The 24093-nt window shown below is 70.1% G+C and carries 23 protein-coding genes and 1 pseudogene; 21 read left to right on the forward strand and 3 right to left on the reverse strand.

From position 1 onward, the window contains the following. The first annotated feature begins 267 nt into the window (after nucleotides 1-267). Nucleotides 268-588 carry a (2Fe-2S)-binding protein gene (locus ACFWDI_RS06875; RefSeq protein WP_142214562.1) on the forward strand — a complete coding sequence of 107 codons (321 nt, stop codon included), beginning with the start codon at nucleotides 268-270 and terminating at the stop codon, nucleotides 586-588. A gap of 173 nt (nucleotides 589-761) precedes the next feature. Here the strand turns inward: ACFWDI_RS06875 and ACFWDI_RS06880 are convergent, their stop codons facing one another. Next, the gene (locus ACFWDI_RS06880; RefSeq protein ID WP_327325023.1) at nucleotides 762-1169 is read right to left on the reverse strand and encodes a TIGR03618 family F420-dependent PPOX class oxidoreductase; all 408 of its coding nucleotides are present in this window, start codon (nucleotides 1167-1169) and stop codon (nucleotides 762-764) included. Nucleotides 1170-1310: 141 nt separating this feature from the next. On the opposite strand from ACFWDI_RS06880, the gene clpB reads away from it, so the two are divergent. Further along, a complete protein-coding gene (gene clpB, locus ACFWDI_RS06885) occupies nucleotides 1311-3896 on the forward strand; it encodes an ATP-dependent chaperone ClpB (protein WP_385301754.1) in 2586 nt (861 codons plus the stop codon). A 140-nt stretch (nucleotides 3897-4036) separates the two neighbouring features. Further along, nucleotides 4037-4588 (forward strand): YbjN domain-containing protein, encoded by a 552-nt coding sequence (locus ACFWDI_RS06890; protein WP_362677781.1) that lies wholly within the window; start codon nucleotides 4037-4039, stop codon nucleotides 4586-4588. A 21-nt stretch (nucleotides 4589-4609) separates the two neighbouring features. Here ACFWDI_RS06890 and ACFWDI_RS06895 read toward each other — a convergent pair whose 3' ends face one another. Then, the gene (locus tag ACFWDI_RS06895; protein ID WP_385301755.1) at nucleotides 4610-5812 is read right to left on the reverse strand and encodes a glycosyltransferase family 39 protein; all 1203 of its coding nucleotides are present in this window, start codon (nucleotides 5810-5812) and stop codon (nucleotides 4610-4612) included. A 401-nt stretch (nucleotides 5813-6213) separates the two neighbouring features. On the opposite strand from ACFWDI_RS06895, the gene ACFWDI_RS06900 reads away from it, so the two are divergent. From ACFWDI_RS06900 to ACFWDI_RS06965, 14 genes and pseudogenes are all read left to right on the forward strand, one after another. After that, entirely contained in the window at nucleotides 6214-7347 is a 1134-nt protein-coding gene (locus ACFWDI_RS06900; protein WP_385301756.1) for an aminotransferase class I/II-fold pyridoxal phosphate-dependent enzyme, read from the forward strand. A gap of 334 nt (nucleotides 7348-7681) precedes the next feature. Beyond that, nucleotides 7682-8596, forward strand: a pseudogene (locus ACFWDI_RS06905) (RCC1 domain-containing protein); the annotation flags it as partial. 73 nt (nucleotides 8597-8669) lie between these two features. Next, nucleotides 8670-8771 carry a hypothetical protein gene (locus ACFWDI_RS06910; protein ID WP_385301952.1) on the forward strand — a complete coding sequence of 34 codons (102 nt, stop codon included), beginning with the start codon at nucleotides 8670-8672 and terminating at the stop codon, nucleotides 8769-8771. 243 nt (nucleotides 8772-9014) lie between these two features. After that, nucleotides 9015-9464 carry a hypothetical protein gene (locus ACFWDI_RS06915; RefSeq protein ID WP_385301757.1) on the forward strand — a complete coding sequence of 150 codons (450 nt, stop codon included), beginning with the start codon at nucleotides 9015-9017 and terminating at the stop codon, nucleotides 9462-9464. Continuing rightward, nucleotides 9465-10070, forward strand: a complete 606-nt coding sequence (locus ACFWDI_RS06920; RefSeq protein ID WP_385301758.1) for a signal peptidase I — start codon at nucleotides 9465-9467, stop codon at nucleotides 10068-10070. It begins immediately after the preceding gene. A gap of 204 nt (nucleotides 10071-10274) precedes the next feature. Continuing rightward, nucleotides 10275-10538, forward strand: coding sequence for a hypothetical protein (locus ACFWDI_RS06925; RefSeq protein WP_385301760.1), 264 nt, complete (start codon nucleotides 10275-10277; stop codon nucleotides 10536-10538). 375 nt (nucleotides 10539-10913) lie between these two features. After that, entirely contained in the window at nucleotides 10914-11432 is a 519-nt protein-coding gene (locus ACFWDI_RS06930; protein WP_327325029.1) for a DUF2617 family protein, read from the forward strand. 54 nt (nucleotides 11433-11486) lie between these two features. Next, nucleotides 11487-13082 (forward strand): polyamine aminopropyltransferase, encoded by a 1596-nt coding sequence (locus ACFWDI_RS06935; RefSeq protein ID WP_385301761.1) that lies wholly within the window; start codon nucleotides 11487-11489, stop codon nucleotides 13080-13082. A gap of 68 nt (nucleotides 13083-13150) precedes the next feature. Then, nucleotides 13151-14053 (forward strand): SRPBCC domain-containing protein, encoded by a 903-nt coding sequence (locus tag ACFWDI_RS06940; RefSeq protein WP_385301762.1) that lies wholly within the window; start codon nucleotides 13151-13153, stop codon nucleotides 14051-14053. Between the two features lie 26 nt (nucleotides 14054-14079). Beyond that, nucleotides 14080-14877, forward strand: coding sequence for an aldose 1-epimerase (locus tag ACFWDI_RS06945; RefSeq protein WP_385301763.1), 798 nt, complete (start codon nucleotides 14080-14082; stop codon nucleotides 14875-14877). 10 nt (nucleotides 14878-14887) lie between these two features. Continuing rightward, on the forward strand, nucleotides 14888-15427 hold the full coding sequence (pyrE, locus tag ACFWDI_RS06950; protein ID WP_327325033.1) for an orotate phosphoribosyltransferase: 540 nt from the start codon (nucleotides 14888-14890) through the stop codon (nucleotides 15425-15427). A gap of 223 nt (nucleotides 15428-15650) precedes the next feature. After that, nucleotides 15651-16682, forward strand: coding sequence for a class II fructose-bisphosphate aldolase (gene fbaA, locus ACFWDI_RS06955; protein WP_327325034.1), 1032 nt, complete (start codon nucleotides 15651-15653; stop codon nucleotides 16680-16682). A 110-nt stretch (nucleotides 16683-16792) separates the two neighbouring features. Next, on the forward strand, nucleotides 16793-17953 hold the full coding sequence (locus tag ACFWDI_RS06960) for a MalY/PatB family protein (RefSeq protein ID WP_385301765.1): 1161 nt from the start codon (nucleotides 16793-16795) through the stop codon (nucleotides 17951-17953). Between the two features lie 138 nt (nucleotides 17954-18091). Then, nucleotides 18092-19579 (forward strand): MFS transporter, encoded by a 1488-nt coding sequence (locus ACFWDI_RS06965; RefSeq protein WP_385301767.1) that lies wholly within the window; start codon nucleotides 18092-18094, stop codon nucleotides 19577-19579. Here the strand turns inward: ACFWDI_RS06965 and ACFWDI_RS06970 are convergent. After that, nucleotides 19551-20354, reverse strand: a complete 804-nt coding sequence (locus tag ACFWDI_RS06970; protein ID WP_385301768.1) for a hypothetical protein — start codon at nucleotides 20352-20354, stop codon at nucleotides 19551-19553. The genes ACFWDI_RS06965 and ACFWDI_RS06970 overlap by 29 nt on opposite strands. Before the next feature lie 78 nt (nucleotides 20355-20432). Between ACFWDI_RS06970 and ACFWDI_RS06975 the strand changes: the two genes are divergently transcribed. From ACFWDI_RS06975 to kynU, 4 genes are all read left to right on the forward strand, one after another. After that, entirely contained in the window at nucleotides 20433-20846 is a 414-nt protein-coding gene (locus ACFWDI_RS06975; protein WP_362677805.1) for a DUF3151 domain-containing protein, read from the forward strand. Nucleotides 20847-20969: 123 nt separating this feature from the next. After that, on the forward strand, nucleotides 20970-21899 hold the full coding sequence (locus tag ACFWDI_RS06980) for a DUF3152 domain-containing protein (RefSeq protein ID WP_385301769.1): 930 nt from the start codon (nucleotides 20970-20972) through the stop codon (nucleotides 21897-21899). Nucleotides 21900-21999: 100 nt separating this feature from the next. Beyond that, nucleotides 22000-22821 (forward strand): tryptophan 2,3-dioxygenase family protein, encoded by an 822-nt coding sequence (locus ACFWDI_RS06985; protein WP_327325040.1) that lies wholly within the window; start codon nucleotides 22000-22002, stop codon nucleotides 22819-22821. After that, a complete protein-coding gene (kynU, locus tag ACFWDI_RS06990) occupies nucleotides 22814-24040 on the forward strand; it encodes a kynureninase (protein ID WP_385301771.1) in 1227 nt (408 codons plus the stop codon). The genes ACFWDI_RS06985 and kynU overlap by 8 nt, the downstream gene beginning before the upstream one ends. The last annotated feature ends 53 nt before the right edge of the window (nucleotides 24041-24093 follow it).

The following is a 24093-nucleotide window of genomic DNA, read 5'->3' on the forward strand; positions in this document are numbered from 1 at the left end:
CTCTCCCGCCGGCGCTGTGACGGCAACCCCCGGCGAACCTTCGTGGGGTTTCGTTCCCGCGGACGCTGTGGCAGCAACGCCCGGTGAGCCCTCCTGGGGTTTCGTCGCAGCAAACGCGGCGCTTACCCCTGGTGAGCCTTCCTGGGGTGTAGCACCGGCGGATGCCGCGGGTACTCCTGGTGAGCCTTCCTGGGGTGTAGCACCGGCGGATGCCGCGGGTACTCCTGGTGAGCCTTCCTGGGGTGTCGCTCCGGCCCGCACGGACGCATGACCGTTCCACCGGACGACCGGGTCTTCCGGCGTGAAATGGCTACGGCCTACCGATCGGGGTGGCATTTCATCGACCTCGTCACGGCAATCCCCCACCGTGGCGACTCGTTGATGGTCACCCTCTTCGGGGAGCCGATCGTCGTGGCGCGCGAGGAGGATGAGGACGTCCGCGCGTATCGGTGCCTTCGCAGGCCCCGTGGAGCTCCGCAGCCCGTCCGCTGTGCCATCCGGTACGGCATGATTTTCGTCAATCTTGACCAGCGGGATCACCAGCTGGTCGAGCCCGACACCACCACCGCCACCCCCCGCAGTGCCTGAGCGGTTCCCCCGTCGTTTTAAATCGCTCAGGTGCTTCCCCCACACAGCGGCGCCATCGTGGACCTGAAACACGATGGCGCCGCTGTGCTTTTCCCGTACGGGGCTTCTCCCGTGCGGAAGCGGGACGGCCGGCGGCAGCCGCGTCCCTCAGGCGCGTCCCTCGGTCGCGTCCGTCAGCCGCGCCCCAGCGCCCGGTCCAGGGCGATTTCGATGAGCACCCGGTCCGGGTTGGGTGCCGGCATCCGCTCGTAGCGCTCCGCGTAGCGCCGTACCGCGTCCTCGATGAGCTCCGGCTCCGTGCGTACGGTCGCCCGCCCCTCCAGCGTCGCCCAGCGCCCCCTGTGGACCTGACAGACGGCCACGCGCGCCCCGCCCTGCCGGTCCGCGGCCAGGATGTTGGCCACCTTCCTGCTGCTCTTGTTGGTGATGATGCGGGCGAGCCCGGCCTCGGGGTCGTACGTCACGCCCACCGGCACGACGTGCGGGCTGCCGTCCGGACGCTGTGTCGTGAGCGTGCACAGATGGTATTCACGCCAGAACGCGAGGTACTCGGGACCGGGGTTGCGTACGTCGATGGCCATGCTCAGCAGGGTAGTGGCGGCAATGGTTCGCGTCGGCATGTCCTGCCTGCTCCATACTTGAGTGAAGTAGACTCAACTTAGTGCAGGTTGAATGAGTCAGTGTTGAGGGAAGAGTCCCTACAGCGAGGAGGAGAGGCCGCAGTGGACGCCGAGCTGACCAACAAGAGCCGGGATGCGATCAACGCCGCCACCACCCGGGCCGTGTCCGAGGGGCATCCCGATCTGACCCCCACGCATCTGCTGCTCGCGCTGCTCGCGGGCCAGGACAACGAGAACATCACCGATCTGCTGGCCGCGGTCGAGGCCGACCAGGCCGCCGTCCGGTCCGGGGCGGAGCGGCTGCTGGCCGCGCAGCCCAGCGTCACCGGGTCCACCGTCGCGCCGCCGCAGCCCAACCGCGAGCTGCTCGCCGTCATCGCCGACGCCGCGCAGCGGGCCAAGGAGCTCGGGGACGACTACATCTCCACCGAGCATCTCCTCATCGGAATCGCCGCCAAGGGCGGGCAGACCGGGGAGGTGCTGGACCAGCAGGGGGCCACGGCGAAGAAGCTGCTGGCCGCGTTCGAGACGGTAAGGGGAGGGCGCCGGGTGACCACCCCCGACCCTGAGGGGCAGTACAAGGCGCTGGAGAAGTTCGGTACGGACTTCACCGCCGCGGCCCGCGAGGGCAAGCTCGACCCGGTCATCGGCCGGGACCAGGAGATCCGCCGCGTGGTGCAGGTGCTGTCGCGGCGTACGAAGAACAACCCCGTCCTCATCGGTGAGCCCGGCGTCGGGAAGACCGCGGTCGTCGAGGGCCTCGCCCAGCGGATCGTGAAGGGCGACGTGCCCGAGTCGCTGAGGAACAAGCGGCTGGTCTCGCTCGACCTCAGCGCGATGGTCGCGGGCGCGAAGTACCGCGGTGAGTTCGAGGAGCGGCTGAAGACCGTCCTCTCCGAGATCAAGGCGAGCGACGGCCAGATCATCACCTTCATCGACGAGCTGCACACCGTCGTGGGCGCCGGCGCGGGCGGCGACTCGTCCATGGACGCGGGCAACATGCTGAAGCCGATGCTGGCGCGCGGCGAGCTGCGCATGGTCGGCGCGACGACGCTCGACGAGTACCGCGAGCGGATCGAGAAGGACCCCGCGCTGGAGCGGCGGTTCCAGCAGGTGATGGTCGCCGAGCCGTCCGTGGAGGACACGATCGCGATCCTGCGCGGGCTCAAGGGCCGGTACGAGGCACACCACAAGGTGCAGATCGCGGACTCGGCTCTGGTCGCCGCCGCGACGCTCTCGGACCGGTACATCACCTCGCGCTTCCTGCCCGACAAGGCCATCGACCTCGTCGACGAAGCCGCCTCCCGGCTCCGTATGGAGATCGACTCGTCGCCTGTCGAGATCGATGAACTCCAGCGCTCCGTCGACCGGTTGAAGATGGAGGAGCTCGCCCTCAAGAACGAGACCGACCCGGGCTCCATGCAGCGCCTGGAGAAGCTGCGCCGCGACCTCGCCGACAAGGAGGAGGAGCTGCGCGGCCTCACCGCGCGCTGGGAGAAGGAGAAGGAGGGCCTCAACCGCGTCGGTGCGCTGAAGGAGAAGCTCGACGAACTGCGCGGCCAGGCCGAGCGGGCCCAGCGCGACGGCGACTTCGACACCGCGTCCAAGCTGCTGTACGGGGAGATCCCGGGCCTGGAACGGGAGTTGGAGGAGGCGGCGGAGGCCGAGAAGGAAGCGGCCAAGGACACCATGGTCAAGGAGGAGGTCGGCCCGGACGACATCGCGGACGTGGTCGGCTCCTGGACCGGGATCCCGGCCGGGCGGCTGCTCGAGGGCGAGACGCAGAAGCTGCTGCGCATGGAGCAGGAGCTGGGCAGGCGGCTGATCGGCCAGACCGAGGCGGTGCGGGCGGTGTCCGACGCGGTCCGGCGCACCCGGGCCGGGATCGCCGACCCCGACCGGCCGACCGGCTCGTTCCTCTTCCTCGGCCCGACCGGTGTCGGCAAGACCGAGCTGGCGAAGGCCCTCGCCGACTTCCTCTTCGACGACGAGCGGGCCATGGTCCGCATCGACATGAGCGAGTACGGGGAGAAGCACTCAGTGGCCCGGCTGGTCGGCGCTCCTCCCGGGTACGTCGGCTACGAGGAGGGCGGCCAGCTCACCGAGGCCGTGCGGCGGCGTCCGTACTCCGTCGTGCTGCTCGACGAGGTGGAGAAGGCGCATCCCGAGGTCTTCGACATCCTGCTCCAGGTCCTCGACGACGGCCGGCTGACGGACGGGCAGGGCCGGACGGTGGATTTCCGCAACACGATCCTGGTCCTGACGTCGAACCTCGGCAGCCAGTATCTGGTCGAGCCGCTCACCTCGGAGGAGGAGAAGCGGGAGCAGGTCCTGGAGGTGGTCCGGGCGACCTTCAAGCCGGAGTTCCTGAACCGGCTGGACGATCTGGTGGTCTTCTCGGCACTGTCCCGCGACGAGCTCGCGCACATCGCGAAGCTCCAGATCGACCGCCTCGCGCAGCGCCTCGCCGAGCGCAGGCTCTCGCTGGAGGTGACCCCGGCGGCGCTGGAGTGGCTGGCCGACGAGGGCAACGACCCGGCGTACGGGGCGCGCCCGCTGCGCCGTCTGGTGCAGACGGCGATCGGCGACCGCCTCGCGAAGGAGATCCTCGCGGGCGAGGTCGCGGACGGCGACACGGTACGGGTGGACCGTTTCGAGGACGGCCTGATCGTGGGCAAGGCGGGCTGACGCGGTGCGGGGTCCGTCGTGCCGAGGCGAAAGGCTCCGGCCGGAAATGTCAGCCTGCAGCGGATCGGGTGAGTCGGGGGTTGCCATGCCCCGCCGGACATGGGAGAGGATGGCGGGAACCGTACGAAGGGAAATACACGGTGACCATCGATCCGTCCTCGATTCCTAATTTCGGGGGCCAGCCCCAGCCGCAGGCCGCAGGACCGGCGGGCCCCGTCGTTCCCGATCAGGACCTGGTCAAGCAGCTCCTCGATCAGATGGAGCTCAAGTACGTCGTCGACGACGAGGGCGACCTCGCCGCGCCGTGGGAGGAATTCCGCACGTACTTCATGTTCCGCGGCGAGGAGGACCAGCAGGTCTTCTCGGTGCGGACCTTCTACGACCGTCCGCACGCCCTTGAGGAGAAGCCCAAGCTCCTCGACGCGATCGACGACTGGAACCGCCGCACCCTGTGGCCGAAGGTCTACACGCACATCCACGACGAGGACGAGGACGCACCCAGCACGGTCCGCCTCATCGGCGAGACGCAGATGCTGATCGGCATGGGCGTCAGCCTGGAGCACTTCGTGTCGTCGACGGTCAGCTGGGTCCGGGCCTCGATCGAGTTCGACAAGTGGCTCGTGGAGCAGCTCGGCCTGGAGCCGGCGGACGAGCAGTCCGCCGACGAGAAGCCCGCCGACGACGAGGCCTGAGCGGCCCCCCGGCAGCACCGGCTACGGCGCCAGCGGGGACAGTGTCACCAGATACGTCCCGTAGGCGAACGACAGCCCGGCCAGCGCGACGGTCACCACGACCGCCGCACTCGGCCGGGCTTTCGTCATGACGCGGGCCACCGGCAGCAGCAGCGGAAAGGCCGGCAGCAGAAAGCGCGGCTTGGACTCGAAGAAGCCGGAGCCGCCGACCGTGATCAGCACCAGCACGATGGTGTAGACGAACACCGCCAACGGCGGCCGCTCCAGCGCGAACAGCACGAACAGGACCACAGCCGCCGCGACGATCAGCAGCGCCACCACGGGTGGGAACATCGCCGGGCGCAGCACGATGTCGCGCACCACCTTCAGCGCTCCGATCCCGAAGTCGAAGCGCGAGTTCCAGCCACGCTGCACGGCGAAGTACCCGTCCAGCGGGTCGCCCTTGCGGAAGCCGACGAAGAGCACATAGCCGCACCAGCCGAGCGGGGCCACGGCCGCGCCCGTCCAGATCCGCCACCCCGGGCGCTCGCCCCGCCGGTACGCCTTGGACACCTCGTACGCCGCCACCGCGAGCACCGCCGCGGCCACCGCGATCCCGTTGGGCCGGGAGAGCCCGGCGAGCGTCGCCAGCATGCCCGCCCACACCCAGCGGCGGGTGAGCAGCGCGTACAGCGACCAGGCGGCGAACGCGGTGAGCACCGGCTCCGTGTACGCCATGGAGAGCACGATCGAGTGCGGCAACAGGCCCCAGAGCAGGACCACCGCGGTCGCGATGCGCCGCCCGCTCAGCCGCTCGACGACCGCGTAGATGCCCCAGGCGGCCGCCGCGGCCGCGGACCAGGAGAGCAGCAGCCCGGCAGTGCCGCTGGTCACCGGCAGCAGGGTTGTCACCGCGCGCAGCAGCCCCGGGTAGAGCGGGAAGAATGCCAGATCGCTCTGGACCGAGCCGTCCGGCCAGCGCAGGACGCGGCCGTAGCCGTGCTCGGCGATCAGCATGTACCAGTCGGAGTCCCAGGCACGGGCCACGAGCATCCGGGGCGAGCGCCCGATGTGCCAGGCCCAGCCCGCCATCACCAGCAGCCCGGCCAGCCGCGCCGCCGCGAACAGCCCCAGCGCGGGGGCTGCCCTCAGCAGCGCGGTGCGCCAGCGGGGAGCGGGCCTGGCAGCCGCCGCCGCTGCGCTGTCGAAAGTGTCGGCGGACAGGGTGCACCTCCGGGCGCGCACAGGGGGTCGGTCAACCCGACCTTGTGCCGCCCAAGGCGCACGCGCGAGCGCTGTGCAGCAGATGGTGCTGGTTCTTACCCGGTCGGCTGAAGGTGTGCGTGTCACTCGTGACAGCGGGCGGTTCAGCCGTTAATGAGCCCTTTCGGCCGGGTCACGGCCTCCTGGAGCACCGACTCGCGCTTGCAGAATGCGAATCGGACGAACGGCGGGCTGAGGGCCGGGTGATGGCTCGGCCTTGCCCACTGAATGGACCGGTCTCCCCCGTGCACGCCTATCGTGAGGGCCGAATCTCCTGGTTGGTGGACTCGGGAAAGCGGGATCGCATGAATACGGCGGGGACGGCTGACGCGCGCGGCGTAGTGGGCTCAGCAGGCTGGAGTCCTGCGGCGAGGGTGCGGGGCATGGGCACGTCGATCTTCACGGAGATGACGGAGCTGGCGAGGAGGACCGGGGCCGTGAACCTCGGGCAAGGGGTGCCGGAGCTGGCCAGTCCGCCCTCGCTGCTCAAGGACGTGGCGGATGCTGTGCTCGCGGGCAGCAACCAGTACCCGCCGGCTCATGGGTTCCCGGCGCTGCGCGAGGCTGTCGCCGCGCATCAGCTGCGGCGGTACGGCCTCGACTACCAGCCTCAGGGTGAGGTGCTGGTCACCACGGGCGCGACGGAAGCACTCGCTGCGGCCCTGCTGGCGCTCTGCGACCCAGGTGACGAGGTCATTGCCTTCGACCCCTGCTATGACGCGTACGCGGCGGATGCGCGGCTTGCCGGGGCCCGGTTGGTCGCCGTTCCCCTGGTCCTCGACGGTGCCGGTTTCGCTCTCGACGCGGACGCGCTGCGTGCGGCCGTTTCCCCGCGCACCCGGGTGCTGATCCTGAACACTCCGCACAACCCGACAGGCATGGTCTTCAAGGCCGAAGAGTTGGAAACCATCGCCGATGTGTGCCGCGAGCACTCACTGACGGTGATCACGGATGAGGTCTACGAGCACCTCGTCTACAACGACGGCGCGCGTCATCTCCCCATCGCGGCCCTGCCGGAAATGCGCGAGCGGACGGTGGTCATCTCCTCGGCGGGCAAGACCTTCAACGCAACGGGCTGGAAGGTCGGTTGGGTCTGCGGGCCCGCGCCGCTCGTGTCGGCGGTGGGTGCGGCCAAGCAGTTCCTGACGTACGCCTCGGGCACTCCGTATCAGGAAGCGCTGGCGCGGGCGCTCGGCTCGGTGGAGCAGTGGGCGGGGGAGTTGCGGGACACCCTGCGCGGGAATCGGGACCTGCTGAGCGCCGGCCTGGCGGAAGCCGGACTTCGGCCCTTCCGTGCGGACGCCGGGTACTTCGTGCAGGCGGATGTGCGGCCGTGGGGGTACTCGGACGGCGTGCAGTTCTGCCGGGACTTGCCGGAGCGCGCGGGGGTGGTCGCGATCCCTACCTCGGCCTTCTACGTGGGCACCGATGACCCGGCCTGGCTGGTCCGTTTTTCCTTCTGCAAGCGCGAGGACTCGATCCGCAAGGCGGTTGACCAGTTGATTGCCGCGCGCTGATCCAACTGTGGCTCCACGGGCGGCCCTCCGGCCGGAAGGTAAGCAGAGTCCGGAACAGGCTGCCGATAACCCGCCTATCCCACTGGCCCCTTGGGAGCCGAGTGAGGTGTGCGTCGCAGCTTGATCGGCTCAAGCTGCGAAACGCAGTGCCGATATATGCGACGTGGAAACGTCTTTGGACCGCGGAGTACGTGACGGCATCGAAATTCTGAATTCCCCAGTCCGGCACAGGCGCCGTTTGACGGTGCGGCGCAGTTGGCTGGTCCTTGTGGCGGCGGTGGCAGGACTCTTGGCTATTCCTGTGGCATTCGCCGCCTTTTCGAAGACCACTTCGGTGACGGCGAGTTGGGCGGCGGCTACGAATTTCGCGGTCGGCAGATTGTTCGGGTGGGGCGAGAACAGTGACGGGCAGCTCGGCCTGGGGAACAAGAGCGACCAAGATTTTCCCGGGCAGGCCGGCACGGCTGTGGACTGGACCCGCATGGCGGCAGGCTCGCAGCACACCTGCGCGCGCCGGACCACCGGCACCCTGTGGTGTTCGGGAGCCAACGGCTCCGGGCAGCTCGGCCTCGGCAACAACACGGGGCAAACCACCTTCACCCAGGCCGGCACGGCCACCACATGGTTGGACCTCGCTGCCGGGCAGAGTTTCACCTGTGCCACACGCGCCACGCACACGCTGTGGTGCTGGGGGAACAACGGCTCCGGTCAGTTGGGGCTGGGCGATACGACCAACCGGACCAGCCCCGTCCAGGTCGGCACTGCGACGACCTGGAAGGTGCTGGCCACAGGCTCCGACCACACCTGCGCCACCCGCTTCGACAGGACACTGTGGTGTTGGGGGAACAACGGCTCCGGTCGGCTGGGGCTGGGCGATACGACCAACCGGACCAGCCCGGTGCAGGTCGGCACCGTCACCACCTGGGGGGCGTCAGTCGCGGGAGGCTCCGCGCACACCTGCGCCGTGCGCACCGGCGGCACGCTGTGGTGCTGGGGCAACAACGGCTCCGGTCAGTTGGGGCTGGGTGACATGGTGAACCGGACGAGTCCGGTGCAGGTCGGCACCGTCACCACCTGGGCGTCCGTCACCGCCGGAGGACAGCACACCTGTGCCGTCCGGCTGGACGGGACGCTGTGGTGCTGGGGGAACAACGGTTCCGGTCAGTTGGGGCTCGGGAACACGGTGAACCGGACGAGCCCGGTGCAGGTCGGCACCGTCACCACCTGGGCGTCCGTCACCGGGGGCTCCGTGCACACCTGCGGTACCCGCAGCGGGAGCACCGCGTGGTGCTGGGGGGGGCAACGGCGTCGGTCAGCTCGGCCTGGGCGACAAGACCAACCGGAGTACGCCGACTCAGCTGCCCGGTTTCAGCAGGCTGCTCGTAACGGGACCGAGCTCGTCGAGCGGGCTGGCTGTTGGATAGGGAAAGGCACGGTCACCGTTTTCACTCGTTCGGCTCGACTGGCGTCACGGGAAATCGGGAAAGGGATCGGGCATGGCACGATGGAAAATCAACATGGCACGGCTTCCCTGGACCAGAATGGTGGCCTATGCCCTTCCGGTACCGCTCGGTCTGGTGCTCAGCGGTGCGCTGGTCTGGCGCGCGTCGGATGCCGCTTTCGCCGGCGTGACGAGCAACGCCGGAAACACCTGGACCGCCGGATCCGTGAACCTGAGCAATGACAGCGGCGGCATCCCGATGTTCACGGTCACCAACATGATCCCCGGCGACTCGGGGGAACGCTGCATTGCGATCACATCGAATGCATCCGTCCCCGTCAGCGTCAAGCTCTACGGTCAGGACACAGCCCTGCCGTCCAACGACATCGACGACTTCATCGACATCACCATCGAGGACGGCACCGGCGGATCCTTCGCCAGCTGCACCGGCTTCGTCCCCAGCGGGGCCGTGGACTACACCGGCACCCTGCACAATTTCGTGAACACGCGCACCAACTACGCCACAGGTGTCGGTCCCTGGGCGCTGGCCGCGAGCCCACCGGCGCGGATCATCACCTACCGCATCCGCTGGACCTTCAACGCCGCGGCACCGGCAAGCACTCAGGGCGGCACCACGCCCAACGTCGCCTTCATCTGGGAAGCACAATCTGCGTAGATGACGCTCCTCTCCGGGCGGGCCGCAGCCGGCCCGCCCCCGCAGACCAACACCGCCCGGCAGTGGATCAGGCTCCTGACGCTGACCTCCGCACGCGTGGCGCTGGTCGCTGCGGCCGGGCTGCTCCTCTGGGCGCACCTGCCCCCCCTCGTGCTGCACTGGCAGTCGACCCTCGTCGTGGGCGGGTCGATGCGTCCCCGGCTGCCGCCCGGGGACGTCGTCCTGTACCAGCCGGTGCACGGTCGCACGCTCAAGCGCGGACAGGTCGTCCTCTTCCGGGACCCCGCCCGTCCCTCCCGCCTCGTGGTCCATCGCATCCACAAGGTCATGACCGACGGAAAAATCATCACCCATGGGGACGCCAACCACCACACCGACTCCACCCCGGTGCCCCGGTCGTCGCTCCTGGGCCTCGCCCGTGTGTGCGTCCCGTCGATCGGCCTGCCCCTCGTGTGGTGGCGATGGCATAAGTACTGGCTCGTCATCGCCACGGCGTTGCTCATCGCGGTCACCACCGGACTGGCGTCACTGCGCCTTCCCCCCATAGCCCGCACACCCCTCCCGGACCCCGAGTCACCTCCCCAGCATCCAGCAACCCTTGGTTAGGCCAGGGGTAACGGCTCTGCCGTGACCACGCGCGTGATCACGGCAGAGCCGTTGTCACGCGCGTGCGCGCCGTTGCCCAAGCTCTGGAGTTGCTCAAGTCTGCTTTGGGTCTTCGGAGCCAGGGGCATCCCCCTCTCACACAAGAAGCGGTCACGCAAAGACGCGGGGGGCTCGCTTCGGGGGAACGGAAGGACGGTGAGAGCAATGGCAGCTTTCTACGGGATTCTGATGGTCGTCTTCGTCTTCGCTGTGATCATGGCCAGCAGGGCACACGCGAAGAAGAACAGCAGGGTCAGGACGGTCAAGAGCCGTCGGCGCAGCGGGGCCGGGGGCAGCAGTGGCAGCTGGTGGGCGGGTGGCGGCGGCGCGTCCTGCGGCGGCTCCTCGTCCTGCGGGGGCTCTTCGTCCTGCGGGGGTGGCTCCTCGTCCTGTGGTGGCGGGGGCGGATGCGGTGGCGGAGGCAGCTGACACGGGGCAGCCGGTCCGCGACCACTGAAGGCACCCGGCGGGTGAACTACCGCCGGGTGCCTCCTTGTTGGCTGCTCTGCCGGCCGCCGCGCGGCTCACTCCACGGCTCACCGTTGTTGACCCTGTCGACCTTTTTTGTTGAACAGTTGAACTGTAAGGCCCCCGAGGGGATGGAAACCCAACCAAGTTGGGTAAAAGCGCTGTGGGTGCCGCGTAGTTCATGATTCCCTCGCTGTTGGAACCTGTAGGAACCATCCAGCCCCTCGTTCCTCATGTGGACCCGAGCAGGCGTTCCCCGCTTTCTTGACCTTCCCCCCTCCGGGGCGCCCCCGGTCCACGTGTCCACCTGCCGAAGCGTGTTTGCGGAGCCGACCCATGCTCACGACCCTCAAGACCGCCTATTCCGACACCAGTGCCGACGACCTCGCCTGGGCGTTGGGCCGGGAGCCGCTCCCTGCCCTGGCCGTACTCGATCTCGAACTGTCAGGTGCGAAACTGCAGTTGAGACTGCTGGGCGCCTCCCATCAAGTGCTGCTGGAGGAGGAGCGGGGCAACTGTTCCGAGACCGTCGCCTGTATGCGCGGCAGCAGTACTCCGCTGCCGCTCGGCGTGGCCAAGCGGCTCGGCGACTGGGAGTACGAGTTCGCGGCCCATGTCGAAACGCTCACGAAGGGGTCGTTCGCGGGGCGCGCGCAGGAGCTGCTCGCGCTGGTCGCCGACCACCCGAACGGACTGGCCGGCACCTTCCCCGGCTCGCCGCACGCGTTCACCGCGATGCTGGCGCAGCGGTTCGATGACCAGGTGCGGTGGCGCACCTGGCACGCCTATCCGCAGGAGGGGCGCCTCGTTGTCACCCGAACGCGTGTCGGTGCCCGTATGCCGGCCCTGCTGTAGTCGCACCCTTGTGGGTGACAGAGTGAAGGTGCACAGTGACGTAGCGTTACAAACATGATCGACCAGCGGCCGACCTCACCGCCCGAGAGCGTGCTGCGGCTGCCCGTCCGCCCGGCCGCCGGCCGGTATCTGGTGCTGGTCGCGGTCTTCGTCTGCGCCGCCTGCGGGCTGGTGTACGAGCTCGAACTGGTAGCCCTCGCCTCGTACTTGATCGGCGACTCCGTCACCCAGGCATCCGTCGTCCTCTCGGTGATGGTCTTCGCGATGGGCGTCGGCTCGCTGCTCGCCAAGCGGCTGCGCTGCCGGGCCGCAGTCGGCTTCGGTCTGCTGGAGGCCGCGCTGGCCCTGATCGGCGGCTGCTCGGCCATGGTGCTGTACGCCTCCTTCGCCTGGATCGGCGAGTCCCGGTTCGTGCTGGTCGTGTTCTCCCTGGCCATCGGCGTGCTGATCGGCGCCGAGATCCCGCTGCTGATGTCCCTGATCCAGCGCATCTCCCGGCGCGACGCGGAGGGCACGGTGGCCGATCTGTTCGCCGCCGACTATGTGGGTGCCCTCGTCGGTGGACTCGCCTTCCCGTTTCTGCTGCTGCCATGGCTGGGTCAGCTCATGGGCGCGCTGCTGACGGGAGCCGTCAACGCGGTGGCGGGCGGGCTGCTCGTGCTGTGGCTCTTCCGCCGCGATCTGACGACCCGTTCGCGCTGGTGGCTGCTCGCCGCCAATGTGGCGGTGCTGGCGGTGCTGGCGGCCGCGGCGGTCCTGGTCGACGACTTCGAGCGGGCCGCGCGCAGCGCGGTCTACGGGCACCAGGTGCGGGTCGCCGTCCACACCGACGTACAGGAAGTCGTGCTCACGGGCGGCCGGTCGGGGCCGCCGGATCTCTTCCTGGACGGTCGGCTGCGTGTCAGTGGGCGCGACGAGTACCGGTACCACGAGGCGCTCGTCCACCCGGCGATGCGCGGGCCGCACGCACGCGTACTGATCCTGGGCGGCGGCGACGGGCTGGCGGCGCGCGAGGCGTTGCGCTATCCGGATGTCCGGTCCGTGACCGTCGTCGAACTGGACCCGGGCGTCGTCCGGCTGGCGCGCACGGACCCGGCGCTCGCCACGCTGAACGCCCACGCCTACCAGGATCCGCGGGTGCGGGTCGTCCCAGCGGACGCCTTCTGCTGGCTGCGTGCGCCCCAGGGGACGTACGACGTGGTGATCTCGGACCTCCCCGACCCCGGCATCACTCCCAGCACCAAGCTGTACTCCCAGGAGTTCTACGGGCTCGCCGCACGGGTCCTCGCGGACAGCGGGCGGCTGGTCGTGCATGCGGGGCCGCCGGCCTCCCGTCCGCACACCTTCTGGACGGTCGACGCGACGCTGCGCGCGGCCGGGTTCGGCACCCGGCCGTACAGCGCGACCGGCCGGCTCCCGGGATTCGCCGCAGGACCGGACCGTGTGACGGGCACTGCCGCCGCGTCGCGCGACTGGGGGTTCCTGCTCGCCGCCGTGGGCCGCGTCCCGCGGCTCGGACTCGACGCCGACGTACCGCGGCTGCGGGCACTGGGCCCGTCCGCGCTCGCGGCGGGGGTGCGCGCCGCCGAGCGGACCCGGCTGCCGGACCTCCCGCCGTCGACGTTGGTGCACCCGCGGTACACGGACTGAGTACGGAGTGCGCAGCACACGGACCGAAACGCTGACGTAGCGGTCGTGCCTGGGTAGGCTCGGCTCCCATGGAGCATGAGGTGTTCGTTCCGCTTCCGGCAGAGACCCTCCGACAGGCGCTGCGGGACCCCGCGCGGGTCGCCCGCTGTGTCCCCGGGCTCCAACAGGCCGCGGAGGAGTCGGCCGGCCCGCTCTCCGGGCGGCTGAAGATCCGGATCGGCGGGCACACGATCACCTACCGCGGCACCCTGCGCATTGTCGAGCAGGGCGACACCTTCGCCGTCGAGGGCGAGGGCGTGGAGGCGCGCGGCACGGGCTCGGTCAAGGTGACCCTGACGATCCGTCCGGAACCCACCGACGGCGGTACGAGGCTCTGCTTCACGGGGACGGCCGGCGCGGAGGGCCGGCTGGCGGAGCTGGCCGACTCGACGACGGCATCGGCCGCGCACCGGCTGCTGGACCGGTTCGCCGACCGGCTCGCCCTGACGGCGGAGCCGACACCGGAAGAGCTGGAACAGCCGGTCGACGGCAGCGAGGCCCCTGCGGACGCCGCGAAGCCGTCCGTGTTCGATGCGCCCGTGCCGCCGCCGTCGCTCGACCCGGTCGCCGAGGAGCAGTTCGACGCAACGGATGTGCCGGACGTGCCCGGCGTACCAGACGTACCGGACGTGCCTGCCGTACCGGACGTGCCCGATGTGCCGGAGGTGCCCGACGCATCCGAGGCACCGGAGCTGCAGGAGCTCCCCGCCGTCCCCGACGAGCCGCCCGCCGAGGCCGCGCACGCCCGCCGCACCATGATCGGGCGCAGCGCCGAAGAGGTGGACCACGCCCCGCCGCGCGGCCGCTACGCCCCTACGCCCGTGCCCGACGCGGGCACCGCCGGCGCGACCCTGCGCTGGCTCGCGCCCGCCGCGGCCCTCGCGCTCGCCTCCGCGGTCGTCGTCGGACGGGTGCTGCGCCGCCGCAGGTAGTCGCCGGTCGCCAGTACTGTCGTCGTGTGAGTAGCAGCGAAGAAAACATCCGGCTGGCCGCCGGAGACGTCGAGTTGACCGTGCATCCGCAGAACGGCTGCCGCATTGCGAGCCTGCGCATCGGCGGCACCGAGGTGCTGCGCCAGGGCGAGCGGTACGGCTCCTTCCCGATGGTCCCCTGGTGCGGCCGCGTCGGGAACGGCCGGTTCAGCAACGGCGACGTACGGCATCAACTGCCGCTCAACTCACCGCCGCACGCCATCCACGGCACGGGCCGCGACACTGCCTGGCACACCGCCCGCGCGAGCAAGAGCGAGGCGGCCTTCACCTATGACCTCGCCGACCCCTGGCCGTACAGCGGACGCGTCACTCAGGCCTTCGAGCTGGCCGAGGACTCGCTGATCCTCACCATGGGCGTCGAGACGTACGAGAACTCCTTCCCGGCCCAGGCCGGCTGGCACCCGTGGTTCCTGCGCAACCTCGGCACCGGTGAGGACGCACGGATCGACTTCACGCCCGAGTGGCTGGAGGAGCGTGGCCCCGACCATCTGCCCACCGGCCGGCGCGTCGCCCCGCTGCCCGGCCCGTGGGACGACTGCTTCGGGATGCCCGACGGTGTCTCGGTCACGCTCACCTGGCCGGAGCAGCTGGAGCTCACGGTCACCAGTCGCGCCGAGTGGGTCGTCGTCTACGACCAGGAGGGCGAAGCCATCTGTGTGGAGCCGCAGTCGGGCCCGCCGAACGGTCTCAACACCCACCCGCAGCTGGTCACCCCGATCGAGCCGCTGGAGATCGCGACCATCTGGGCCTGGCGCCGCCTTTAAGCTCATGGGCATGACTGACGTACGTGCTGAGCTGCTCCAGCAGATCAAGGACAAGGCCGTGGTGCACGGCAAGGTGACCCTCTCCTCGGGTCTTGAGGCCGACTGGTACATCGACCTGCGCCGGATCACGCTGGACGGCGAGGCCGCGCCGCTGGTCGGCCAGGTGATGCTCGATGCGACCGCCGAGCTGGACTACGACTGCGTGGGCGGTCTGACGCTGGGCGCCGACCCGGTGGCGACGTCGATGCTGCACGCCTCGGCGGCGCGCGGGCAGCGGCTCGACGCCTATGTCGTACGCAAGACGGGCAAGGCGCACGGTATGCAGCGCCGGATCGAGGGCACCGACGTCAAGGGCCGCCGCTGTCTGGTCGTCGAGGACGTCTCGACCACCGGCGGCTCCCCGCTGACCGCCGTCGAGGCGGTACGGGAGGCCGGCGGCGAGGTGGTCGCGGTCGCCGTGATCGTGGAGCGGGGCGCGGCTCCGGCGATCGCCGAGGCGGGGCTGCCGTATGTCAATGCGTACTCGCTCGACGAGCTCGGGCTCGCCTGACCCTCCTTCGCCGACTCGTGACCTAGGTCCCGAGACGCGCTCTGACCTGCGATGACGTCGAGGGGCGTGCCGTTTCACGTGAAACAGCACGCCCCTCGCGCAGGTCCGCGACCCACGCGGGGTGGAGCCGCGCGCAGAGTCTGGAAAGATGGGCGCCGACGATGACGTCGCCCCCAGGTCAGGGCCAAGCACCACATACCCGCACATCACAAGGAGCGGACACATGCCCATCGCGACTCCCGAGGTCTACAACGAGATGCTCGACCGGGCGAAGGCAGGCAAGTTCGCCTACCCGGCTATCAATGTGACCTCGTCCCAGACCCTGCACGCTGCGCTTCGCGGCTTCGCGGAGGCCGAGAGCGACGGCATCGTCCAGATCTCCACCGGTGGGGCCGAGTTCCTGGGCGGCCAGTACAAGAAGGACATGGTCACCGGCGCGGTCGCGCTCGCCGAGTTCGCGCACATCGTGGCCGCCAAGTACGACATCAACGTCGCGCTGCACACCGACCACTGCCCGAAGGACAAGCTGGACGGCTATGTCCGTCCGCTGCTCGAGATCTCCGCCGAGCGCGTCAAGGCCGGCCAGAACCCGCTGTTCCAGTCCCACATGTGGGACGGCTCGGCCGAGACCCTCGCCGACAACCTGGCCATCGCCCAGGAGCTGCTCGCACAGGCCGCCGCCGCCAAGATCATCCTCGAGGTCGAGATCACCCCGACCGGTGGCGAGGAGGACGGCGTCACCCACGAGATCAACGACGAGCTGTACACCACGGTCGACGACGCGCTGCGCACCGCCGAGGCGCTCGGCCTGAGCGAGAAGGGCCGCTACCTGCTGGCCGCCTCGTTCGGCAACGTCCACGGCGTCTACAAGCCGGGCAACGTCGTCCTGCGCCCCGAGCTGCTGAAGGACCTGCAGCAGGGCGTCAGCGAGAAGCACGGCCTGAAGGCCGGAAGCCAGCCGTTCGACTTCGTCTTCCACGGTGGCTCCGGCTCGACGGTCGAGGAGATCGCCACCGCGCTGGAGAACGGCGTCGTGAAGATGAACCTCGACACCGACACCCAGTACGCCTTCACCCGCCCCGTCGCGGACCACATGTTCAAGAACTACGACGGTGTGCTGAAGGTCGACGGCGAGGTCGGCTCCAAGAAGACCTACGACCCGCGCACCTGGGGCAAGGCGGCCGAGGCCGGTATGGCCAAGCGTGTCGGCGAGGCCTGTGCCGCGCTGCGCTCCGCGGGCACCAAGCTCAAGTAAGCGGCTGGGGCAGGCGGCCCAGGCCGGCAGCCCGAACAAGCGTCATCCGTACGCCGGGCCCGGCACCCCTTCCCGGGGTGCCGGGCCCGCGGCATGTGGGAGGACTCACCGTGAGCTATGACTTCGACACTCCCGTCGACCGGCGCGGCACCTGGTCCGTGCAGTGGGACGGCGTCGCGGACCGGTTCGGCGTGGACGGGCTGCTGCCCTTCACCATCTCCGACATGGACTTCGCATCCCCGCCCGAGGTGCTCGACGCGCTTCAGCGGCGTATCGCGCACGGGGTCTTCGGCTACACCGACTGGCGCCACGAGGACTTCCTGTCCGCGATACGTGACTGGTTCGCCGTCCGCCACGGCACGGACATCGACACCGACCGGATCGTGTACGGGCCGTCCGTGCTCAACCAGCTCTCGCAGCTGCTGCAGATGTGGACCGGGCCGGGCGACGGCGTGGTCGTCCACACCCCGACGTACGACGGCTTCCTCAAGGCGATATCGGGCCTCGGGCGGGAGCTGCGCGGGGCACCGGCCGGCGACACGGCGGCCCTGGAGCGACAGCTCGCCCGCCCGGACAGCAAGGTGCTGGTGCTCTGCTCGCCCCACAATCCGACGGGCAGGGTATGGACGGAGGCCGAGCTGACGGAGTTCGCGCGGCTTGCGGCGGCGTACGACGTCGCGGTCATCAGCGACGAGATCCATGCCGACTTCGTACACACCGACTTTGTGCCCGACGGGCGGCGCCATCTGCCGTGGACGCGGTTCGGGGCAGGTCGCTGGGCGCTGATCACCTCCGCCACCAAGGCCTTCAACTTCCCGGCACTCAGTGGTTCGTACGGGATCATCGGCGACGCGGACGACCATGCGGCGTTTCTGCGCCGGATGCAGACGGGCGAGGGGCTCGCCTCGCCCGCCGTACTGGCGCTGACCGCGCACATCGCCGCGTACCGGGACGGCGGGCCGTGGCTGGACCGGCTCAACGCCTATGTGGCGGGGAATCTGCGCCTGGTCGCCGAGCGGCTCAACTCCGCGTTCCCGGAACTTCGCTGGCAGCCGCCGCAGGCGGGCTATCTGGCCTGGATCGATCTGCGGCCGCTCGGCGTCGACGACGCGGCGCTGCAGCGGGAGCTGATCGAGCGCGAGAAGGTCGCGATCATGCCGGGCACGACGTACGGCGCCGACGGCTTCGTACGGTTCAACGTCGGCTGCCCCCGTGCCAAGGCGGAGCAGGGCGTGGACGCTCTGATTCGTGCCCTCCACCGGCTGGCCTGAGCCGCCCGGCCCGGGGATGATCCGGGTATGGACAACAGGCCGGGGGAGACAAGTCCGGAGGAGAGGAACTCGGGGCGGAAGAGCCCGGGGCGGAAGAGCTCAGGGCGGAAGAGCCCGGCAGGGATGAGCTCGGCAGGGATGAGCTCGGGTGAGAAGGTTCCGGGCGGCATCAGGCTGTCCACGGCCACCGGCCGCTGGGTGGTTCTGACGACGGTGCTCGGCTCCACCATGGCCCTGCTGGATTCGACCGTCGTCAATGTCGCACTCCCCCGCATCGGGGAAGATCTCAATGCCGATATGGCGATCCTCCAGTGGACCGTCAATGCCTACATGCTCACCCTGGCCGGGCTGATCCTGCTCGGCGGGGCGCTCGGCGACCGCTTCGGGCGGCGGAAGATCTTTGTGTTCGGCGTGGTGTGGTTTGCGCTTGGCTCGCTGCTCTGCGGGCTCGCGCCCAATGACCTTGTGCTGGTGGGCGCCCGCGCTCTGCAGGGCGTCGGCGCGGCGCTGCTCACCCCGGGGTCGCTGTCCCTGATCCAGGCGAGCTTCCACCCGGACGACCGGGCCCGCGCGGTGGGGCTGTGGTCGGGGCTCGGCGGTGTCGGCGCGGCGGTCGGTCCGTTCCTCGGTGGCTGGCTGGTCGACGGGCCCGGCTGGCGCTGGGTGTTCCTGATCAATGTGCCGCTGGCCGCGCTGTGTGTGCCGGTGGCGCTGAAGCACGTGCCGGAGTCGCGCGATCCACAGGCCCACGGCCGCTTCGATGTACTGGGTGCGGTGCTCGGAGCCGCGGCGCTGGCGCTGGTGACGTACGCGCTCATCGGGCCGTCGGTGTGGGTGGGCGTCGCGGGTGTGGTGGTCGGGGTGGCCTTCGTCCTCGTCGAGAGGCGGCGGCCCCTTCCGATGCTGCCACTGTCGATCTTCGCGAACCGGCAGTTCACCGCGGCCAATCTGGTCACGTTGTGTGTGTACGCCGCCTTCAGCGGCTTCTTCTTCCTGACCGCCCTGCAACTCCAGGTGGTGGCGGGATATTCGGCACTCGGCGCCGGTACGGCACTGCTGCCCACCACCGTGCTGATGCTGCTGCTTTCGGCGAAATCCGGGGAGCTGGGGGAGCGGATCGGCCCGCGTATCCCGCTCACCGTCGGCCCGCTGCTCTGCGCGACGGGGATGATGCTGATGCTGCGCGTCGGCGAGAACGCTTCGTACGTACGTGATGTGCTGCCCGCGATGTTGGTGATGGGCATGGGCATGGTGACCCTGGTCGCGCCGCTGACCGCGACCGTCCTGGCCTCCGTGGAGACTTCGCGGGCGGGGCTCGCGAGCGGCATCAACAACGCGGCGGCCCGCGCGGCCGGTCTGCTCGCGGTGGCCGCGCTGCCGCTGCTGGCCGGGATGGGCCCGGAGGCGTACCGCTCGGCGGCGGAGTTCGGCGCGACGTTCCGGCGGGCGATGCCGATGTGTGCGGGGGTGCTGGTCGTGGGCTCGCTGATCGCCTGGTTGACGGTGCGGAAGCCCGTGCCGAAGGCGGCGCGGGCCCGGCCCGAGTGCAGGATGAACTGCGGGCTGTCGTCGCCGCCGCTGGAGCCGACCGCCGTGGTCAGTACTGAGCCGGGTCGATCTGGTTGAGGATCCAGATGAGCTCGGGGTCGGTCTGGTAGTGGAAGACCAGGGTCTGCCTCTTCCCGTACGCATTGATCCTGGTGAGGAACTCGCTCGCGGTGATCGCCTTGCGCTGCCCGGCGGGGGCGAACGGCGCGGTGACGGTGATGTGCGCGTTCTCGTTCAGCGGGAACGGGCGTGCCGTCCCGCCGGTGGCGGTCCAGGTCGCCCTGTCCTTGCCGTGGCAGGTGAAGTGCCCCTCGCGGATGACGAGCCGGCCGGTCCGCCCCGTGCCGGAGCCGCTGTGGACCTGGATGTACGGGCCGTGGTCGCCGCCGCAGAGATCGCCGTCGTACGGAAAACCGTCCGTCCCGCCGGCCGGGGCCTGCTGGGACGGGGGCGGGGGCGCGGTGGGCGGCTCGGGTTCGCCGTCGCTGCCGCCGCCGTTCCCGCTCGTACCGCCACCGCCGCCGTCGCTGGAACCGCCCGAGCCGCCTGAACCGCCGGAATCCCCCGTGGCTGGGCCGCCCGTGCCCGCACCGGCGGTCGTGGTCGGACCCGGTGCCGGTGAGCCCGCTGAAACGCTGCCGGAGGGCTTCGCGGACACCGAGGGCGAGGGCGTCGCGGGCGCAGGGGACGTCGAGGACGTCGTGGACGGAGACAGCGAAGGTGGGGCCGACGGCGGGCGCCAGGCCTTGTCGTGCCCGCCCTGGCCGCCCGGTTCACCGCACCCCGTCACCAGGCCCAGGACGACGACAGCCCCCAGTGCCATGGCCTTCCACCCGCCCGTGACCCTGCCCATGACAACGATGGTCGCCCCCGTCGCAGAGCACCCGCACCGCTTCCACGGATTCCCCACCGACCTGTGACACTGGAGCCCATGTCCATCCATGAAAACCTGCTCGGGGGACCTGCCCCGACCCACCTGCCCGACGACCCCGAGCCGCGCGAGCTCCTCGCGACCGGGGCGGCTCCCGCCGACGTCGCCGCCAAGTACCCGACCTCGTCGCTGGCCTGGGCACAGCTCGCCGACGACGCGTTCGAGAACGGCCGCGTCGTCGAGTCGTACGCCTACGCGCGCACCGGCTACCACCGCGGCCTCGACTCGCTGCGGCGCAGTGGCTGGAAGGGCCACGGCCCGGTGCCGTGGGAGCACGAGCCGAACCGCGGCTTCCTGCGGGCGCTGCACGCGCTGGCCCGCGCCGCGCAGTCGATCGGCGAGCAGGCGGAGTACGAGCGCTGCTCGACGTTCCTGCGGGACTCCTCGCAGACGGCGGCCGACACGCTGAGCTGATTGAAAATGAACCGAAGGCCCGTATCCCCCGTCTGTACAGGAGGGGGCGCGGGCCTTCGGCCGCTGACGATCGTCCGCACTGACAATTCGCACGCACCGGCGATTGAGGTGGGGGACGTTCTGTTGGGCAGTCGCAGCCAGAGCCGCAACCGAAGCGAGAGCCGCAGCCAGAGCCAGAGCCGAAGACGCAGCAGTAGCCGCAGCCGCAGCCGCCGAAAACGGGCGACCCGCCCCCCGCTCGCGCGCTTACTCCTGCTCGGCGCGGCCCTCGTCGCCCTCTCCATCGGCGGTGGCGCGGCCCTCGCGCACTGGCGCGGCACCGCGGAGCCCACAACCCAGGCGGCCGACGACACCGTCCAACCGCACGTGACGCCGTCCGAGGCCCCGGGGGCCGTCGACCGCGAGCCGCGCACCACCCCCTCGACGCCGTCGCGACACCGTCCGCCGGACGCCGAGCCTCCGACGCGGAAGAAGAAGCCGCCCGCCAAGGTCCCCGCCTCAGGCAAGGGCACCTTCACCACAGCGCAGGCCTCCGGCAGCGCGGCCGGCTCGGGCCCGCTGCGCCGCTACCGCGTACAGGTCGAGGACGGCGTCGACATCCCCGCGAAGGACGCCGCCGCCGAGATCCAGCAGATCCTCGCCCACCCGCGCGGCTGGGCAGCCCACGGCAGGGGCTCCTTCCAGCTGGTCACCTCGGACGCCGACTTCGTGATCAGGATCGCCACCCCGGCCACCGCGGACCGGCTCTGTCTCGAGCAGGGCCTCGACACCCACGGCGAGCTGAACTGCGAGACCGCCGACGGTGTCGTGGTGAATCTGCGCCGCTGGATGCTGGGCTCGCCGACGTTCGCCGGGTCGCCCGCCGAGTACCGGCATCTGATCATCAACCATGAGATCGGGCACGAGATCGGCATCCGCAATCACCTGGGCTGCGCGGGCCCGGGAAAGCCCGCGCCGGTGATGATGCAGCAGATCAAGGGGCTGGACGGGTGCCGTTCCAATGCCTGGCCGTACGACGAGAACGGGACGTACATCACAGGCCCGACGCTCTGACCCGCAAAATGACCACCGGCTTATGATGCCGGTGGGGACCGGGGCTCCCAAGCCAACAGGAAGGGGCGGACCGCTACCCGGACACGTCGAGGAGACAGCGATGTCACATGACGCGGCCCCGAATCTGGATTTCGCGGGCACCACTCCGTACGAGGACTATGTCCAGGCGGACGTCCTCACCCACCTGCAGCATCCGCTCTCGGACGATCCGGGAGAGATGGTCTTCCTGGTCACCACCCAGGTGATGGAGCTGTGGTTCACCGTCATCGTCCACGAGTGGGAGACGGCGGCCGGCGCGCTGCGGGAGGACAATCTGCCCGTCGCTCTCGCCGCGCTGAAGCGCAGCACGTACGAGCTGGAGTCGCTCAACGCCTCCTGGGAGCCGCTCGCGCACCTCACCCCTGCTCAGTTCAACTCGTACCGCAGCGCTCTGGGCGAAGGCTCCGGCTTCCAGTCGGCGATGTACCGGCGGCTCGAATTCCTCCTCGGCGAGAAGTCGGCGTCGATGCTGGTGCCGCACCGGGGCGCGCCGCGGGTGCACGCGGAGCTGGAGAAGGCGCTGCAGGAGCCGAGCCTGTACGACGAGGTGCTACGGCTGCTCGCGCGGCGCGGGATGGCGGTTCCGTCCGCTGTCCTCGACCGGGACCTCTCGCAGAGGTATGAGCCGTCGGCGGAGATCGAGGAGGTCTGGGCCGCGGTGTACGGCGGTGCGGACCAGGACACCGAGCTGGTGCGGCTCGGCGAGGCGCTGACCGATGTCGGCGAGCTGGTGTGGCGCTGGCGCAACGACCATCTGGTGGCGACCCGGCGGGCCATGGGCTCGAAGTCGGGCACGGGTGGTTCGGCGGGCGTGGCCTGGCTGGAGAAGCGCGCCCGCAAGAACGTCTTCCCCGAGCTGTGGACGGCGCGCAGCCATGTCTGAGTCATTGGCCGGGAAGGCCGCGGCGCTGGACGCCGCAGATGAACTGGCCGGTGCGCGCAAGCTGTTCGCGCTCGACGAGGCCGTGTACCTGGACGGCAACTCACTGGGCGCGCTGCCCGCCCATGTGCCGGCGCGGGTCGCCGATGTGGTGACCCGGCAGTGGGGCGAACTGCGGATCCGTTCGTGGGACGAGAGCGGCTGGTGGACGGCGCCGGAGCGGATCGGCGACCGGATCGCGCCGCTGGTGGGTGCGGGGCCGGGGCAGGTGGTGGTCGGCGACTCCACAAGTGTCAACGTCTTCAAGGCGGTTGTGGGCGCGATACGGCTCTGCGAGCGCACCGGCGATCCCTCCCGTACGGACATCCTGGTCGACGCGACGACGTTCCCGACGGACGGCTATATCGCCGAGTCTGCGGCCCGGATGACGGGCAAGCGGCTGGTCCCGGTCGCGCCTGCGGACCTCCCGGCGGCGCTCGGCCCGAACACGGCGGTGGCGCTGGTCAACCACGTCGACTTCCGCACCGGCCGCCTCCACGACCTGCCGTCCCTGACGGCGGCCATCCACGAGGCGGGCGCGCTGGCGGTCTGGGACCTGTGCCACAGCGCGGGCGCGCTGCCGGTCGGTCTGGACGCCCACGGCGTGGACCTGGCGGTCGGCTGCACCTACAAGTATCTGAACGGCGGCCCGGGGTCACCGGCGTATCTGTACGTCGCCGAACGCCATCAGGCAGCCTTCGACTCCCCGCTGCCGGGCTGGAACTCGCACACGGACCCGTTCGCGATGACGTCCGCCTACGAGGCGGCACCGGGCGCGGTACGGGGCCGGGTCGGGACGCCCGACATCCTGTCCATGCTGGCGCTGGAGGCGGCGCTGGATGTGTGGGACGGCGTCTCGGTCGACTCCGTACGGGCGAAGAGCCTGGCGCTGACGGACTTCTTCCTGGAGTGCGTCGAGTCGTACGTCCCGCAGGGCCGCGTCACTTCCCTGACCCCGCTGGAGCACGCGTCGCGCGGCAGCCAGATCGCGCTGCGCTGCGAGCAGGCGCCCGCGGTCATGGAGAAGCTGATCGCACGGGGCGTGGTGGGCGATCTGCGCCGCCCGGATGTGCTGCGCTTCGGGTTCACACCGCTGTACGTGGGCTTCGCAGACGCGGAACGGGCGGCGTCGGTACTGGCGGAGGTACTGGCCGGGATGCCGGCCGGGATACCGGCCGTCTGACGCTGTGACGATCTGATCAGCGGGGGCTGGTACCGTCCCCGCTGGTCAGGTCA

Source organism: Streptomyces sp. NPDC060064 (assembly GCF_042736455.1).
Taxonomy (GTDB): Bacteria; Actinomycetota; Actinomycetes; order Streptomycetales; family Streptomycetaceae; genus Streptomyces.